The organism is Dongshaea marina, from assembly GCF_003072645.1.
Lineage (GTDB): Bacteria > Pseudomonadota > Gammaproteobacteria > Enterobacterales > Aeromonadaceae > Dongshaea > Dongshaea marina.
Window position 1 is genome coordinate 3,067,695 of record NZ_CP028897.1, and the last position, 15,785, is coordinate 3,083,479.

General features: G+C 47.2%; 10 protein-coding genes. 5 read left to right on the plus strand and 5 right to left on the minus strand.

Going from position 1 to position 15,785, the window contains the following annotated elements:
- Positions 1–183 precede the first annotated feature (183 nt).
- Positions 184–795: an NAD(P)H-binding protein gene (locus DB847_RS14520; protein WP_108651342.1), complete on the plus strand. Its 612-nt coding sequence runs from the start codon at positions 184–186 to the stop codon at positions 793–795.
- A 988-nt stretch (positions 796–1,783) separates the two neighbouring features.
- On the opposite strand, the gene DB847_RS14530 is transcribed toward DB847_RS14520, so the two are convergent.
- Positions 1,784–2,401 carry a hypothetical protein gene (locus DB847_RS14530; protein ID WP_108651344.1) on the minus strand — a complete coding sequence of 206 codons (618 nt, stop codon included), beginning with the start codon at positions 2,399–2,401 and terminating at the stop codon, positions 1,784–1,786.
- 706 nt (positions 2,402–3,107) lie between these two features.
- Between DB847_RS14530 and DB847_RS14535 the strand changes: the two genes are divergently transcribed.
- Together DB847_RS14535 and DB847_RS14540 are read left to right on the plus strand one after the other, a co-directional pair.
- Entirely contained in the window at positions 3,108–6,122 is a 3,015-nt protein-coding gene (locus DB847_RS14535) for an NADH-dependent flavin oxidoreductase (RefSeq protein ID WP_108651345.1), read from the plus strand.
- 95 nt (positions 6,123–6,217) lie between these two features.
- Entirely contained in the window at positions 6,218–7,135 is a 918-nt protein-coding gene (locus DB847_RS14540; protein ID WP_199911578.1) for an FAD:protein FMN transferase, read from the plus strand.
- A gap of 116 nt (positions 7,136–7,251) precedes the next feature.
- Here DB847_RS14540 and DB847_RS14545 read toward each other — a convergent pair whose 3' ends face one another.
- A complete protein-coding gene (locus DB847_RS14545) occupies positions 7,252–8,244 on the minus strand; it encodes a sugar-binding transcriptional regulator (RefSeq protein WP_108651346.1) in 993 nt (330 codons plus the stop codon).
- Between the two features lie 430 nt (positions 8,245–8,674).
- Here DB847_RS14545 and tal point away from each other — a divergent pair, with 430 nt between their 5' ends.
- Entirely contained in the window at positions 8,675–9,625 is a 951-nt protein-coding gene (gene tal, locus DB847_RS14550) for a transaldolase (protein WP_108651347.1), read from the plus strand.
- Positions 9,626–9,703: 78 nt separating this feature from the next.
- Positions 9,704–11,698, plus strand: a complete 1,995-nt coding sequence (gene tkt, locus DB847_RS14555; RefSeq protein ID WP_199911867.1) for a transketolase — start codon at positions 9,704–9,706, stop codon at positions 11,696–11,698.
- A 152-nt stretch (positions 11,699–11,850) separates the two neighbouring features.
- On the opposite strand, the gene asnB is transcribed toward tkt, so the two are convergent.
- The 3 genes from asnB to DB847_RS14570 all read right to left on the minus strand — a co-directional run bounded on the left by asnB (position 11,851) and on the right by DB847_RS14570 (position 15,088).
- Positions 11,851–13,860, minus strand: coding sequence for an asparagine synthase (glutamine-hydrolyzing) (gene asnB, locus DB847_RS14560; protein WP_108651349.1), 2,010 nt, complete (start codon positions 13,858–13,860; stop codon positions 11,851–11,853).
- A gap of 326 nt (positions 13,861–14,186) precedes the next feature.
- Complete coding sequence (locus DB847_RS14565) at positions 14,187–14,822, minus strand: crotonase/enoyl-CoA hydratase family protein (RefSeq protein ID WP_108651350.1); 636 nt, start codon at positions 14,820–14,822, stop codon at positions 14,187–14,189.
- On the minus strand, positions 14,798–15,088 hold the full coding sequence (locus DB847_RS14570; protein ID WP_108651351.1) for a Clp protease/crotonase-like domain-containing protein: 291 nt from the start codon (positions 15,086–15,088) through the stop codon (positions 14,798–14,800). Before DB847_RS14570 ends, DB847_RS14565 begins: the two co-directional genes overlap by 25 nt.
- Between the last annotated feature and the right edge of the window lie 697 nt (positions 15,089–15,785).

Sequence of the window (15,785 nt, forward strand, 5' to 3'; positions counted from 1 at the left end):
TAGGTTGGTCATGATAATAAGTGACTCATGTTGTTTTTCCTGAAAACATTATCTATTGATAAGCTGGTATCATATAGTGAATCAAACACGCACTAAAAGTATGGATTATAAGGCTGAGCTAACCTTAACTTATGAATCATTACTAAAAGTGATTTGGTAACTATCAACAAGGAAAATATAAACATGTACTTAATATTTGGTGCCAGCCAAGGACTAGGGCTAAGCCTTGCCAAGCAACTTAAAAAACGGGGAAATAAAGTTATTGGTGTAAGTCGCCGTAAATCAGTTCAGCATGAAGATAGTGTTTACTTTAGTCAGTGGATACCTTGTGATGCTCTTGATAAAGACACAATGCTATCTACTTTAAAAAACATTGGTTCGACACGAGATTTAAACGTAATCTCAACAATGAGCGCTCCTTTTTTAGGAATTAAAAACTTAATAGATGTTTTAGAAGAGTGCAATATAAAGCGATTTGTTTTGGTTACCTCTCTTGGGTGCGGAGATGGCTGGGAATATTTATCTGAACGAGCAAGAAAGGCATTTGGAGAGTACGTTAGGGAGAAGACATTAGGGGAAACATGGCTACAGTCTAGCTCCCTTAATTACATTATTATCCGCCCGGGTGGATTAAGAGATGATAATGTCACCGGGACTGGGATTTTGAGCCAAGGAAAAGAGGTCCACGGGTATATCAATCGAGATGAGTTATCACGATTGATTATTGAGTCTTTGGATAGTAAGAGTGCAGCGGGTCAAGCTTTTGAGTGTGTTGACCCTGAGTATACAGCCTGACCTAAAATTCTCAGACAAGAGCCCGCAAGGTAACCACCACGTATAGGTTTTAGATACCATATGGGTGCCGGAAGGCGCCTTTTGGGTCTATAATTCCCGGATGTCCCGACGCTCCACTCTTGAATCTGACAACCACAGACCTCTCAACCGACTCCTCAAAAAGACTGCTCCTTTGCCCGCTACTGTGTAGTCCAAGGCGATGACCTGCCAGCAACCGAAATCAAAACATCAACAAAGCCCTGACTTGCGCCACCTGTGTCTTGGGCGGTAAGGAGATGGTCTGTCCTAACGGTTGCACGGTCAATAATCAACTCTTTGGCTTTCTTACCTGCTCCACCTAACACTATGTGATTCAAGTTAGCCTCTGAGGGCGAGGGAAATACAGAGCCATATTCCATAACTCAACTGCAGCCCTTTGGTTTGTCGTGACTCCTGCAAAGCAATAGACAAAGAGCCCACCCTTCTTCCGAAATTCCAACTCTCCCTTCTCCCGAAGGTCTTTCAGGATCCGGCACACATTGGTGTAGGTTTGGCCACTTGAATCAGCAACCTCTTGGGCGGTCATCCACCTCGCTTGTTTTCTAATAATACGTATTACTTCATCCCGACTATTATCAATCAACTAAATACTCCACATTATGAATTATTACAGAGTTGAAAATTATTAACTGAGAACTCTTAACACCAATGACATCTTTGGAATTAATCCTGAAACATTGCCACTTAGAACTATATATCACTATTATTTTTAGTAACGAAAAGAGGATAGAGTGATGATTTTTAACTCTCATACTTTGAAGTAAAAACTTAATCATAGGCAGCGTACTGCATCTCTAAGCTAGAACTTCTGTTCGGGAAGAATTCTAAATCCACCTATCCTCAAATTAATATTACTAGCAGTGGCAATTTACAGAAATAGTCGCCTTTTTCCCTGAGGTGTTTTTGACAACACATGAAGTATGATGAGCAGCAAAAGATATTGTCCCTTTTAATGAATCTGGTTTATATATAGTCTGTATATCCCCCCATCAAGTTGTAACTCAAGAGGAAACTCATCTGATGAGTATACAGTGAGATAGTCAGTAGAAAATGGAGCACAGGTAAACCCGCCAAGCTCTGTCGCCTCCCCGGAGGACAATGTTATTGTTTGGGTCCCTTTGAGGTTGTTTTTTTCAGCTGCATAACTCGATTTACTAGCATAGAAAGGGCTGTTTATCTCCTGTTTGACATAAGGAATATACTGACCATTTATTAAATGCTCAGATACATTAACTATGCTTTTATTGTTGTTTAATATAAAAGATGATTTATACGTCTGCCCTGAGTCTGGATTTTGTTTGTAAACTAAAATTCCATAGTGAGAATCAATCGGCTCTTTAACTAACCTATATGAAGAGGATTCAATATCCCCTATTTTTTTATAATTATCACTACTGACACACTGCTTCATATTCACACAACTCAATAGCTGCACATCATACATCACGTTATTAGTATCATTAACTATTTTTAGTGAGTTAATTTCTGCGCTTTGCGCATAACAAGATACCACTCCAGTTGAAGATAAAATTGCAGCAACACATATAATAGACTTTAAGTTTTTCATACACACATCCGTAATAATTTAATTTTCCCACATTAGTGTGAGTGGAATAATATTAACACTAATAAAATAAGGATTCATATGAATTCTATACATCTGAGTGTTATCACTAAAACTTAAAGGATCACTGACATACTTTTCCAGAAAAGAAACCAAGCATTAACAAGATCAAAACTGGTCATGCACTCGAATAGTGGATCAAAAAGAAAAGCGTCATATTCAGACTGTTTTGAATTATTTGAGATGATTGTAAATCGTATTTCGATGGTCGCTAAGGCGACAAAGCGATGTCTGAAGGGCTGCTACTGGTGTCCGCTTTGGGAGAAAAGCAGACATCAAACAGTCAGCTTCAAACTCCTTAATTAAAAAGAATGCCTCAACCTTCTCACAAAACCATCCAATTTTGAGGCTTGGCCGATAGCCACATCAGCAACCAGTGTGATTTATAACCCAATCAAGCTATTCGGCTGACTGCCGAAAACCGCTTTTCCCTCTACAACCCCAATTTCATGCACCAAAATCATAAAACCAATGCAAACCATTCATTTTACTCATAACCATAAATCAATATAGTTTGCATGGTTAAAGGCTCAAACAGAACATCTGGAGCAAATTCCACATGTTTTCATATCCAAAAGACCTGTCACAGGAATCAGCAAGCTCACAGGCCGGTTTGATATGAGAATTAATCTGTAAAAAGGAAAAAATGATGGCTCAGTTAGTCGATGAGATGATCTTTCAATCAGGGGGCAAACTGAAGAATCGCATCCTGATGGCACCGATGACGATTCAGTCTGCTTTTTTTGATGGCGGTGTGACCCAGGAGATGATCGCCTATTACGCATCCCGCGCAGGTGATGCGGGTGCCGTCATCGTAGAGAGTGCTTTTGTTGAAAACTACGGCCGCGCATTCCCCGGTGCACTGGGCATAGATACCGACAGCAAGATTGCTGGTTTGAAAAAACTGGCTGAGTCGATCAAGGCGAAAGGCTCAAAGGCAATTTTACAAATCTATCACGCAGGTCGCATGGCCGATCCTGAGTACAACGGTGGCCACCAGCCGATCTCTGCAAGCCCTGTTGCAGCCCTTCGTGATAACGCTCAAACTCCCCTTGAGATGACAGAAGATCAGATTGAAGCAATGATTGAGAGCTTTCGTCATGCATTCAGACGAGCAATTTTAGCGGGCTTTGATGGCGTCGAGATCCACGGGGCAAACACCTACCTTATCCAGCAATTCTTCTCGCCTCACTCAAATCGCAGGACGGACCAATGGGGGGGCGATATTGAAAAACGCACCCGCTTCCCGCTGGCAGTTTTGCAAAAGGCCAAACAGCTTGCCCTCTCCTTTGCAAAAGAAGATTTCATCATCGGCTATCGCTTCTCGCCGGAAGAGATAGAGGAGCCGGGGATCCGCTTTACCGATAGCATCTACCTGTTGGATAAGCTTGCGGCTGAGGGCCTGGATTATTTGCATTTCTCTATGGGCCACTGGCAGCGTAACTCCATTGTAAACCCCGAAGATAAAGAGCCGCTCATCACCAGGTATCGCCAGCTTCAAACCGAAAACCTGGCCAGAGTGCCGGTGATTGGGGTGGGCGGGATCGCCCAGCGTCGCGACGCAGAAAAAGCCCTCACCCAGGGCTACGACCTGGTGAGTGTGGGTAAAGGCTATCTGGTTGAACCCACCTGGGCAACCAAGGCACTAAGTGATGAGTCCTGCGCTGAATTTGCCGACATTGCCCAACAGAAGGAATTGCAGATCCCCACCCCGCTTTGGGAGATCATGGACTACATGATTGTGGATAGCGCCGCCGAAGCTCTGAAACATCAGCGAATCAAAGAGCTCCAAAAGATTAAGATCAGCTTCAATTCGGGTGCATACACGGCTTACGGCCGCGGCCATAATGGCGACCTGCCTGTGACCGTGACCTTCTCAGAAAATAAGATCCTGGATATCCTGGTGGATTCATCCAATGAATCAGACGGCATCGCTAATCCGGCATTCGAGCGTATCCCACAGCAGATCCTAGATGGTCAAACCCTGAATATTGATGTGATCTCGGGTGCGACCGTGAGTAGCCAGGCGGTGATTGATGGTGTTTCCAATGCAGTTGATCTGGCTGGCGGTAACTCTGAAGCGCTGCGCTGCAAAGCTCGAGAAGCCGTTGAGTGGTCATCCAAAACCATTGAAGAGACCGTTGATATCGTGGTTGTCGGCGGCGGTGGTGCTGGCCTGAGCGCAGCCCTGACTGCCCTGGATAAAGGCAGGTCGGTTATTTTGCTCGAAAAATTCCCCGCAATTGGGGGGAACACGGTTCGTACCGGTGGCTGGGTCAACGCCGCAGAACCACAATGGCAAAATGACTTCCCGGCACTAGCGGGCGAAAAAGAGAGCCTGCTGGCAATTTCCCAAACACCAGAGTCCGAGTTCGTTGGTGAGTACCTCAATGATTTCAGAGTGCTCAAGGATCAAATTGCCACCTATTTTGCCGATGTAGAGATAGGTAAACACTATCTGTTCGACTCCGTCGAGCTACACAGGATCCAGACTTACCTTGGCGGCAAACGGACCGATCTCAACGGTGAATTAATCTATGGTCAATACGATCTGGTGGAGACCCTGACATCGCGCTCTATGGAGTCGATCAACTGGTTGAGTGATAAAGGCATCGATTTTGACCGCAGTGTGGTTGAAATTCCGGTCGGTGCTTTGTGGCGTCGCGCCCACAAACCAAAGCGCCCCAAGGGTGTTGAGTTTGTCGATAAGCTCCAGCAGCGCATTCAGCAACAAGGTGGCCGGATCATGACAGATACCCGGGCGACCGATCTGATTGTTGAAGATGGAAAAGTGGTGGGTATCAGGGCGACCCAGGCCGACGGCACCAAGCTGGTGCTCCATGCCAACCAGGGAGTGGTGCTTGCCTCGGGTGGCTTTGGTGCCAACACCCAGATGATCAAAAAATATAACAACTACTGGAAAGAGATCGCGGACGATATCAAAACCACCAACTCCCCTGCTCTCATCGGTGATGGTATCGAGATTGGAGAAAAAGCGGGAGCCGAGCTGGTTGGTATGGGCTTTGTGCAGCTGATGCCGATAGGGGATCCGAAATCCGGTGCCCTGCTGACGGGGCTTATCGTACCGCCCGAAAACTTTGTCTTTGTGAACCAACAAGGCAAACGCTTTGTTGATGAGTGTGAAAGCCGGGATCGGCTCTCTGAGGCATTCTTTGATAACGGTAGCCTCATCTATATGATCGCCGATGAGAAGATTCGCCAAACGGCGGCCAATACCTCTGACGCAACCATAGAGCGCGAAATAAAAGAGGGGATCATCATTCAGGCAGACACCCTCGAAGAGCTGGCTGAGAAGATTGGGGTACCTGAAGCTGAATTGACCGAGACCATTAAGCAATACAATAGCTATGTTGAACTGGGCCATGATCCCGAGTTTCATAAGAGCGCATTCGGTTTGAAGGTGGAGCAGGCCCCCTTCTACGCCACACCGCGTCAACCATCGGTTCACCACACCATGGGAGGGCTGAAGATTGATACCAGAGCGCGGGTGATCAACAAAGAGGGTGAGATTATTCCTGGCCTGTATGCGGCAGGTGAAATCGCAGGAGGCATCCACGCGGGTAACCGTTTGGGCGGGAATGCGCTGATTGATATCTTCACTTACGGGCGCATCGCAGGTGAAAGTGCAGCCGAGCTTGCTTAACTCAATAAACCGGGGAAGCATGGCTTCCCTTTTCTTTAGCATTCCATCAACGGAGCAGATTGATAAAGATGACCAAATATCACAGCAGATTCCGGATGATGGGAACAGTCATCGACTTGGTAGTTCACCATCCAGAGGGGGAGCAGCTCATCAGGGATGTTTATCTCCAGCTCGACCAATATGCCCGGCGATTTACGGTAAACCAGGACAGCTCTGAGCTGATGCAGGTCAACCAAAGTGCCGCAATTGCACCTGTGGTGGTTCAACCCGATCTATTTGAGCTTATCAGGAAAGCCAAATCGATTAGCCAAGACTCAAAAAATCCCTTTAACATCGCCATCGGTCCGCTGGTCAAGGCCTGGCGGATCGGTTTTAAAGATGCCAGGGTCCCGGCGCAAGATGAGATCTCAGCAAAGCTCCCCTTAGTAGATCCCAAAAAGATAATCCTGGATGAGCAGCAACACTCTGTTTACCTGAGTCAGCCAAAGATGGAGATCGATTTAGGGGCGATCGCCAAGGGCTATTTTGCCGATGAGGTAAAAAAGAAGCTGGTCGATGCTGGTGTTGAACATGGCTTTATCAGCTTGGGGGGAAATGTATTAACCCTTGGCCACTCCCCTGATAATCCAAACCAGGCATGGAATGTGGGAATTCAAAACCCCTTGGCAGAGCGGGGCTCTGTCGTTCGGGTTGTCCCCCTTAGAGGGAGATCTATGGTCACCTCCGGGATCAACGAGCGTTTCTTTGATGCCAATGGGCAGCGCTACCATCACCTGCTTGATGCGCAAACGGGTATGCCAATCGCAACAGATATCGCCAGCATTACCATTATCTCCAAACATTCGGTCGATGGTGAGATCTGGAGTACCGCCGGATTTTTACCCTCAACCACTGACACTATTCGCTATCTGAATCAACAAGCCGGTATAGAAGCCGTGGTGGTTTCAAAGCGAGGCGACGTCTCTGTCACTTCGGGCCTGACCGATGATGGGAGGAAAATTTTCTATTCGTGATGGATAGGTAGAACAACCGAGAACCCCAGCAACTCGGATAAACTTCAGGAGTGCCAAATTGCCTTATATAGGGGCCTATATGGGCAAGCATTCAGCCCCATGTATCAACAGACTGGTTATTTTTCTGGCTGAGCCATCTGCTCATCCAGGTTCAGTACCGTGAGGGCGTTGCTAACACTGGTTGCAATAACATCAATAGCCCCGGTACGCAGTGCTCCCAGTAAGGCTAGTGGCTTGCTGTTTTCTGCGGCGATCGCGATGACCTCTGCAATCGGCCGGTACTCCTCTAACCCCAGCCCAATGATGCGATCGCTCATCACGGTTTTCGCCGACTGACCCTGGATATCAAAAAATTCATATCCGGCAAAATCCCCGACAACCCCTTGCTGCATTCGCGACTGCACCACCTCATCTGCAGTAAACCAACCCAGATCGACCATGTAACTGTTTTCACTCATGTTACCAATACCAACCACAGCGACATCAGCCTTGCGTGCCAGATCTAAGGTTTGTTTGACGGTCGCATTTTGCATGAAGGTTAGTTTTTGCTCGCGGTTCTCAGCATAAGCCGGGGCGTACAGGGTTTCTGAAGTTCCCCCGTAGCTTTTGGCAAACTGACGGCAGATGTGGTCCGCATTGAACATACTGCCCCTGGGATGGATCCCACCAATACCACAGACAAATTTTACCTCCCGATGCGGGATCACCCCGATATGATGAGCCACAGCAGAAACATTACGTCCCTGGCCGACCGTCACCACCATACCGTTTTGTAATGAGCTCGCCATGTATTTGGATACCAGTCCCGCGACCTGAAGCCGCTGCTGCTCTTCACTGGGTTGATCCAGGGCGATTAATGCACGCTTGATCCCAAAACGCTCAATCAGTCTCTGCTCGATTTTGGCACTAAAAGCGGGGTGATACTTGACCGTGATCTCAACGATTCCCTCATCTCTGGCCTGCTTTAGCATCCGGCCCACTTTGGCACGGGAGATGGAGAACTTTCTGGAAATCTCCTCCTGGGTGGCACCATTCTGATAATAGGCGACCGAGACTTCGGTCAACAGATCTGTATTATCATCGGAGGTATCTTGGGTAAATTTGTTCATACTCGCAAACTCTCAATAGTGCGCACATATGTTCAAGAGCATAACATATGTCGCACCCTCCCCCACCTAAACATTTGACCACAGCGAATACATTTGCTCACCCTATTCCTGCGACTCAAGAAGCCGAAAACCGACCATTTACCAGGCTTCCCCGGGCCAATATTGCTCTTTTCAGCCAAGATAACGGTTAATTTGGTGATATATATCACTATAAGCCCCTATGCATGATTGACTTTATTCCCAGATCCGATAAATATGAACTCAACATTAAATCAAGAGCTGAGCGGATGATCACAGCAACTGCTCATATACTAAAAAAATTCCGCTCCGTTGATTTATCAGGTAGGGATAGAGTCCAGAACGATTCGCCACCCTGCCTGCAAATGCACAACTCAAGTCAACAGTTAGCCCGTTAAATAGGATGATCGAAATGAGCAACAAATTAGAGCAACTTCGTAAACTCACGACTGTGGTCGCAGACACTGGTGAAATTGAGGCCATCAAAAAATACCAGCCTGAAGATGCTACGACGAACCCCTCTCTGATTCTAAAAGCCGCTCAAATCGAAGAGTATGCACCGCTGATTGAAGCTTCTATTCAATATGCAAAGGCGCAAAGCCAGGACAAGGCACAGCAGATCCAAGACACCTGTGACATGCTTGCGGTTAGCATAGGTAAAGAGATCCTAAAAACGATTCCGGGACGTATCTCAACTGAGGTTGATGCCCGCCTCTCTTACGATATGGAAGGCAGCATCGCTAAGGCGCGTCAGCTGGTTAAGATGTACAACGATGCCGGTATCTCTAACGACCGTATCCTGATCAAGCTAGCTTCTACCTGGGAAGGGATCCGCGCAGCACAGGTGCTGGAGAAAGAGGGGATCAACTGTAACCTGACACTTCTATTCTCATTTGCTCAGGCGCGTGCCTGTGCTGAAGCTGGAGTCTTCCTGATCTCTCCTTTCGTGGGCCGCATCATGGACTGGTACAAGGCGAAAGAGGGACGTGATTTTGAAGCCGCAGAAGATGCGGGCGTTCTGTCTGTCACCAAGATCTACAACTACTACAAAGAGTACGGCTACAACACAGTCGTGATGGGTGCAAGCTTCCGTAACATCGGCGAGATCCTCGAGCTTGCCGGTTGTGACCGCCTGACCATCGCCCCTGCCCTGCTGGCAGAGCTGGAAGCCGCCGAGGGTGAAGTGGTTGAGAAGCTCATTGACTCTAAAGGCGCGAAGCAGCGTCCTGCGCAGATGACACACGCTGAGTTCCTGTGGGAGCACAACCAGGATCCGATGGCAGTTGAGAAGCTGGCCGAAGGGATCCGTAACTTCGCCGTGGACCAGGGCAAACTCGAAGCTATGATTGAAGCGAAGCTTTAATCACATCGAATCTGACAAGGGGAACTTCTGCGTTCCCCTTTTCATTCTCCTTTGTAAACTCAAACACTATCGGTATCTATTATGGATCGTAAATATCTGGCAAATGCTATCCGTGCCCTGAGCATGGACGGCGTACAGCAGGCAAACTCTGGCCATCCGGGCGCACCTATGGGTATGGCTGACATTGCTGAAGTTCTGTGGCGCTCTCACCTGAACCACAACCCAACAAACCCGCAGTGGGCCGACCGCGACCGTTTCGTCCTCTCCAACGGCCACGGCTCGATGCTGATCTACTCCCTGCTGCACCTGGCAGGTTACGAGCTATCCATTGATGATCTGAAGAGCTTCCGTCAACTCCACTCTAAGACGCCGGGTCACCCCGAGTACGGTTACGCACCAGGTATTGAAACCACCACCGGTCCTCTGGGCCAGGGGATCACCAACGCCGTGGGTATGGCGCTGGCGGAAAAGACTCTGGCAGCCCAGTTCAACAAAGCAGGCCATGAGATCGTTGATCACTACACCTATGCATTCATGGGGGATGGCTGTCTGATGGAGGGTGTCTCTCACGAGGCCTGCTCTCTCGCGGGTACCCTGGGCCTTGGCAAACTGATCGCTTTTTGGGATGACAACGGCATCTCTATCGATGGTGAAGTCGAAGGCTGGTTCTCCGATGATACCCCGAAGCGTTTTGAAGCCTACGGCTGGCATGTGATCCCGGCGGTGGATGGTCACGATGCACAAGCGATCGATGCTGCAATTGTTGCGGCGAAAGCCGATCCACGCCCGACGCTTATCTGCACCAAGACTATTATCGGCTTTGGCTCCCCCAACAAGTCCGGCTCACACGACTGCCACGGCGCACCACTGGGTGCCGAAGAGATTGCTGCCACCCGTAAAGAGCTCGGATGGGAGCATGGTCCTTTTGAGATCCCAAGCGAAGTTTACGCACAGTGGGATGCAAAAGAAGCGGGCGCCGCCAAGGAAGCCGCCTGGAACGACAAGCTTAGCGCTTATGAGGCAGCCTACCCTGAGCTTGCAGCAGAGTTCAAACGCCGCGTCGAAGGCGAGCTCCCGGCTCAGTGGCAAGAAAAAGCGAACCAGATCATTGCCGATCTTCAGGCAAACCCGGCAAACATCGCATCGCGCAAGGCATCGCAAAATGCCCTGGAAGCTTTTGGTCAGATGCTTCCCGAGTTCCTGGGGGGCTCCGCGGACCTAGCACCATCGAATCTGACGATGTGGTCTGGCTCCAAGTCGGTTTCTGCCGAAGATCCGTCCGGTAACTACATCCACTACGGTGTCCGTGAGTTCGGGATGACCGCCATCATGAACGGGATCGCCCTGCACGGCGGCTTCGTGCCTTACGGCGGAACCTTCCTGATGTTCATGGAGTACGCACGCAACGCGATGCGGATGGCTGCACTGATGAAGGTCCAGAACATCCAGGTCTACACCCACGACTCTATCGGCCTGGGTGAAGATGGTCCGACTCACCAGCCGGTTGAGCAGATCGCTTCATTGCGCCTGACTCCCAACATGAGCACCTGGCGTCCCTGTGACCAGGTTGAGTCAGCAGTCGCCTGGAAACTGGCGATCGAGCGTAAAGATGGCCCGACCTCGCTTATCTTCTCTCGCCAGAACCTTGCACAGCAGGAGCGTAGCTCTGAGCAGGTCGCTGATATCGCCAAAGGTGGTTACATCCTCAAAGACTGTGCGGGTACACCTGAGCTTATCCTTATCGCAACAGGATCAGAGGTTGAGCTGGCGGTCCAGGCCGCAGACCAGCTGACGGCTGAAGGCAAAAAGGTCCGGGTGGTTTCCATGCCATCGACCGATGCATTCGACAAGCAGGATGCAGCTTACCGTGAAGCGGTACTGCCTTCAGAGGTTACAGCCCGTATCGCAATTGAAGCTGGCATCGCCGATTTCTGGTACAAGTATGTTGGCTTTGGCGGCAAGATTATCGGCATGACCACCTTCGGTGAGTCGGCCCCGGCAGCAGAGCTGTTTAAGATGTTCGGTTTCACCACCGAAAACCTGATCAAGACAGCCAAAGAGCTGCTGGCTTAATCTGAACTCCGGACTCTTTTACCAACCAAGCCGAGACCCACTGTCTCGGCTTTTTTGACTCTGTGCGCGCTTAATGGATTATCAGATCAAATTGCTCTCTTAGATGACTGATATGAACCACAAAAAAAGCTCAACACTTGCTCTCAAAACCTCTAATAAACCACCTCCTCTTCACAGGACGCTTCTTTCTCCGGGCAGGTCACAAAATCTGTAATTTTAGAGTGAACCACATACTTTGTGACATTGAGTTCGGGACAACGCTGGTTGATGTTTTCCACCAGGTTGACCACAAAAAGATCATGCAACATCTGGCTGGTTAAAATATAAAGCAGCAGTGAGTTGATCCTATTTTTGAGACTGGAGCTCCAGAAATTGAGGCGATGGAAAATTTGCAAGCCTCTGACGAAATGGACATTGAATATCCCAGCCTGTTTAATCGCAGCTTGGCTAAGATATTTTTCAATGAGCTTCCTGGAGGCAGGGCAGGTTTTTTTGAGAACCAATAGGGGCGGAGCCGAAAACGGGTGTTTTGTTCTGTTGTAAATCTCTGGAATGATCCTATCCTTAAACGCCTCTTTGAGGACATACTTTTCGTTTTCCCCCTTAACCTTGAGCTCCACCGGGATGGTTCGGGCATATTCAAAAAGCTTATGATCCAGAAAGGGGACTCTACCCTCAATGGAGTTTGCCATCTCCTGACGGTCCCCTAAGATCGTCAGAATGTAGGAAGCAAGGTGCCCTTTAATACTAAAAAACTGCCGCTTTTGCTCGAAACTTAAACCATCGGTCTTGTCACGACTTATGATTTGATGCAGCCGACTGACCGGGTGATTTTGCTTAAGCTTAAGACGATGGGCATGACTAAACAGACGATTAAAAAATCCCTGACGTTTCTCACTGAAGCTCTCTGCCATCTCAATCTGTGGGATAAAGCCAAATTGCTCTTTTAAAAACTCTTTTTGTTGGCGATGGTTGCCTCGCATTTTGGTGCTCTTTGAGTTGCCGGTCCAAATATTTTGAGCGATAGAAAAAGACTCACCCTTGAAGTAGGGATAACCCAGGAACACCTCATCCGCCCCCTCTCCGGTGAGCACCACCTTGACATGCTGACGGGCTAGTTTTGACAGCAGGAACTTTCCAACTCCGTGAAGATTAAGAGCCGGAAGCTCCACGTTCCATAGGCTGTCCTCGAGATTACCAAATAGGTTATGCCGATTACAGATAATGGTATGAGACTCAGCACCAATGGCATCCGCTTGTTTTTGAGCTATCTGGGCTTCATCAAACTGCCTTACTTCATTGAAGCAAATAGTAAATGTCTTCAATTTATCAGGATGTAGCCTGGAAACAGTTGAGGCAATAATAGCTGAATCAATACCACCGCTCAGATAGACGCCAACCGGCACATCGGCCCGCAGACGAGTTTTCACCGCCTCATCGAGATGATGACGGATCTCTGGTTTTGCTTCCTCAAGTGTCTGAGGCCGTATCTGTTTCGGCAATTCAATATCCCAATAGCGCCGAACCTCTACCTTACCCTGAAGGCTGATCTCAAGATAACAACCGGGGGGCACAGTTTGTATCCCCTCAAAGACCGTATTCACATTCACAAAGCTCAGGGTATCTCTTAGTGCCAATGGATCAATTTTCGCGTTATGAAGGCCTGAGGCAAAAATGGCCTTAGCTTCAGAGCCCAGCAGAACCTGCCCCTCTTTTTCTACATAGTAAAGAGGCTTTATACCAAAACGATCTTTGACCGCATAGACAGTCTTTCTGATCCGATCAAAGAGTATGAATGAGAATTCGCCTCTGAGCTCCTTTAAAAATTTAATTCCATATTCCTGATAAAGGTAGAGAATAACTTCAGAGTCTGACTTTGTTTTAAACTGATACCCTTTATTTTTTAGTTCAGTACGAATAGATTCGAAATCGTATACCTCACCATTACACACCAGAACAATCGAGTCATCAGAGGAGGTAATCGGCTGATCGCCCGTTTCAAGATCAATAATCGATAGCCGGGCGTGCCCAAGACTCACTCTGTTATCAATATCCTGGTAGAGTCCCGCGCCATCCGGTCCCCTGTGATAAAGCGCTTTAACTGAGTCGCACAGTTTATGCTCAGTTATATTGGTATTTACAAACCCGCTAATCCCACACATAAAACACCTATAAAAATATTAGACCACTAAATTCCGTGTTCAATAAAAGTGAAAGCACAAATGTGCTCAATACCAGTTACAGTTCGACAATAAACATCCAGTGAGACTCTAAGTTGTCAATTGCAACCACCGGCTATTTCATTGCGTGCGTAGAAACAATTTGCTAAAAATAAATCCGGTCATGGATAAAAACTACTTTCAGTGTTCTCACTGCTTGACGCCAGATATCTTCCAAACTGAATCAGCCCATAAGCTTAAATTTATTAAGGTGATTCTTGTATATCTCACCTTCACCTAAAGTCAGCCTCAATATATTAAATTAACCTTTAATAGGCTAATGCCTGTGAAGTCACTGGATTAGACACTTTACTCGCAAAATTTATTTGGCTATTCACTAATTTAGACATCATTCGGATCTCTTTTTCAGTGAGATTCATGGCTGCATCGACCCAGATATCACCGATATCAAGCATAGCCTGATAACTCAGAGGGTTAACACATGATCGAACTTTTTTCATTGCCTTCAGACTGTTTAACCGATTTCGGCTTGATCGAATATATGAATTAACCGCCGACTCTCCGCCTCCCTCGTCAACCAACTCATCAATGACTCCAAGTTCATAGAACTCTTGAGCGCTATATTGCTTGCCGCTGAGGATTATTTTCTCTGTCATGGAAGGGCTGACACGCTGCATCAATAAGTTATAGGCCCCCATCCCGGGAAATAGGTTAAACAGAACTTCGGGAAAACCCAGTTTTGCCTGTCGCTCGACAATGATGATAGCACTCGATAGTGCAGCCTCCAGGCCTCCACCTAACGCATTTCCATGAATCAAAGAGATAGTCGTAATGCCAAGTTCATGCTGGGTATTGTTAAAATATACCGCATCAATACAGCGTCTTGCATAGTCTCGCAGACCTTCACTATCCCTGGATTCTATACAATGGCTGAAGTGTGCCAGATCCCCCCAAAACTAAACACCGGATGACGCGATGTGATGATGTTAAACTCTATATCAATCCGCCTTCCTTCATGGGGTAACTTGCCATTAAGATTTTTCAAAATTGAGTGGAATTCATTTACCTCCTTTAACAGCTCCGGCGTAAAGCAGGAGCGAGGCTCAGAATTCAGGTAGAGCCAAGCAGATTTCTGCTCAGGCTTGACTATTACTTCCAAATATTTAAAGTTTTTAAGTGATGCTTCATGTGTATAATATAAGTTACTCATCACAAATCCTTTTTTGAATAAACTCATCCATTAACAACTAACAAAAATAAAGCTATAGCCTATAACCCTAGCCTCGGCCGCTAAAAAACTTCACCTGCATAGCAGGATCCCTCGCTTAAATTAAACATCTGACGCACTTACCGGCTCATTTTTCTGCAGGAGGACGCCGATTATAGTCATAAAATAAACACAGATAGTCAACACAATGAAAACAATTAAAGTCATCTCGTTACTATTTAGGGAGGGTTTTGGATTAATATAACTCATTTTGACAATAAGGCTAAAAGCAGACATCGCACAAAGAAACTAATCAAACAAATCCTCAAAAAAATATCAAGTAACTCCCGAGTCAGCTGAGCATACGACGTTCAGAAAACCCAATAAAAAAACACCTCTTCAATCTTATAAATAATTTATTCAAATAATCGAGCAGATCCATTAAATAAACTAAAGCCTCAATAGTAAGGATAAAAATAACAAGTGTTCAGGTTCAGCCGTACAGCTCTCAGTCAGAATCAGTTTCAAATATCAGCGGTAAACCAGACACTCATGGCCCAACTTAGAGTGAAGCGACTTAAGCAGCAACGGCTATCTGCAGGGAGGTGATGCTGTGCCTGTATCCCCAGCTGATGACAGCTGCAGCGACCATGGTTTCTGCGGGCTAGTGCTTAAATAATTTTACCACCCACTTGTACGA

Excerpts from the sequence above, each read along its gene's own strand:
- DB847_RS14520 (WP_108651342.1), top strand. The coding sequence starts at position 184 with ATGTACTTAATATTTGGTGCCAGCCAAGGACTAGGGCTAAGCCTTGCC.
- DB847_RS14530 (WP_108651344.1), bottom strand. The coding sequence starts at position 2,401 with ATGAAAAACTTAAAGTCTATTATATGTGTTGCTGCAATTTTATCTTCA.
- DB847_RS14535 (WP_108651345.1), top strand. The coding sequence starts at position 3,108 with ATGGCTCAGTTAGTCGATGAGATGATCTTTCAATCAGGGGGCAAACTG.
- DB847_RS14540 (WP_199911578.1), top strand. The coding sequence starts at position 6,218 with ATGATGGGAACAGTCATCGACTTGGTAGTTCACCATCCAGAGGGGGAG.
- DB847_RS14545 (WP_108651346.1), bottom strand. The coding sequence starts at position 8,244 with ATGAACAAATTTACCCAAGATACCTCCGATGATAATACAGATCTGTTG.
- tal (WP_108651347.1), top strand. The coding sequence starts at position 8,675 with ATGAGCAACAAATTAGAGCAACTTCGTAAACTCACGACTGTGGTCGCA.
- asnB (WP_108651349.1), bottom strand. The coding sequence starts at position 13,860 with ATGTGTGGGATTAGCGGGTTTGTAAATACCAATATAACTGAGCATAAA.
- DB847_RS14570 (WP_108651351.1), bottom strand. The coding sequence starts at position 15,088 with ATGAGTAACTTATATTATACACATGAAGCATCACTTAAAAACTTTAAA.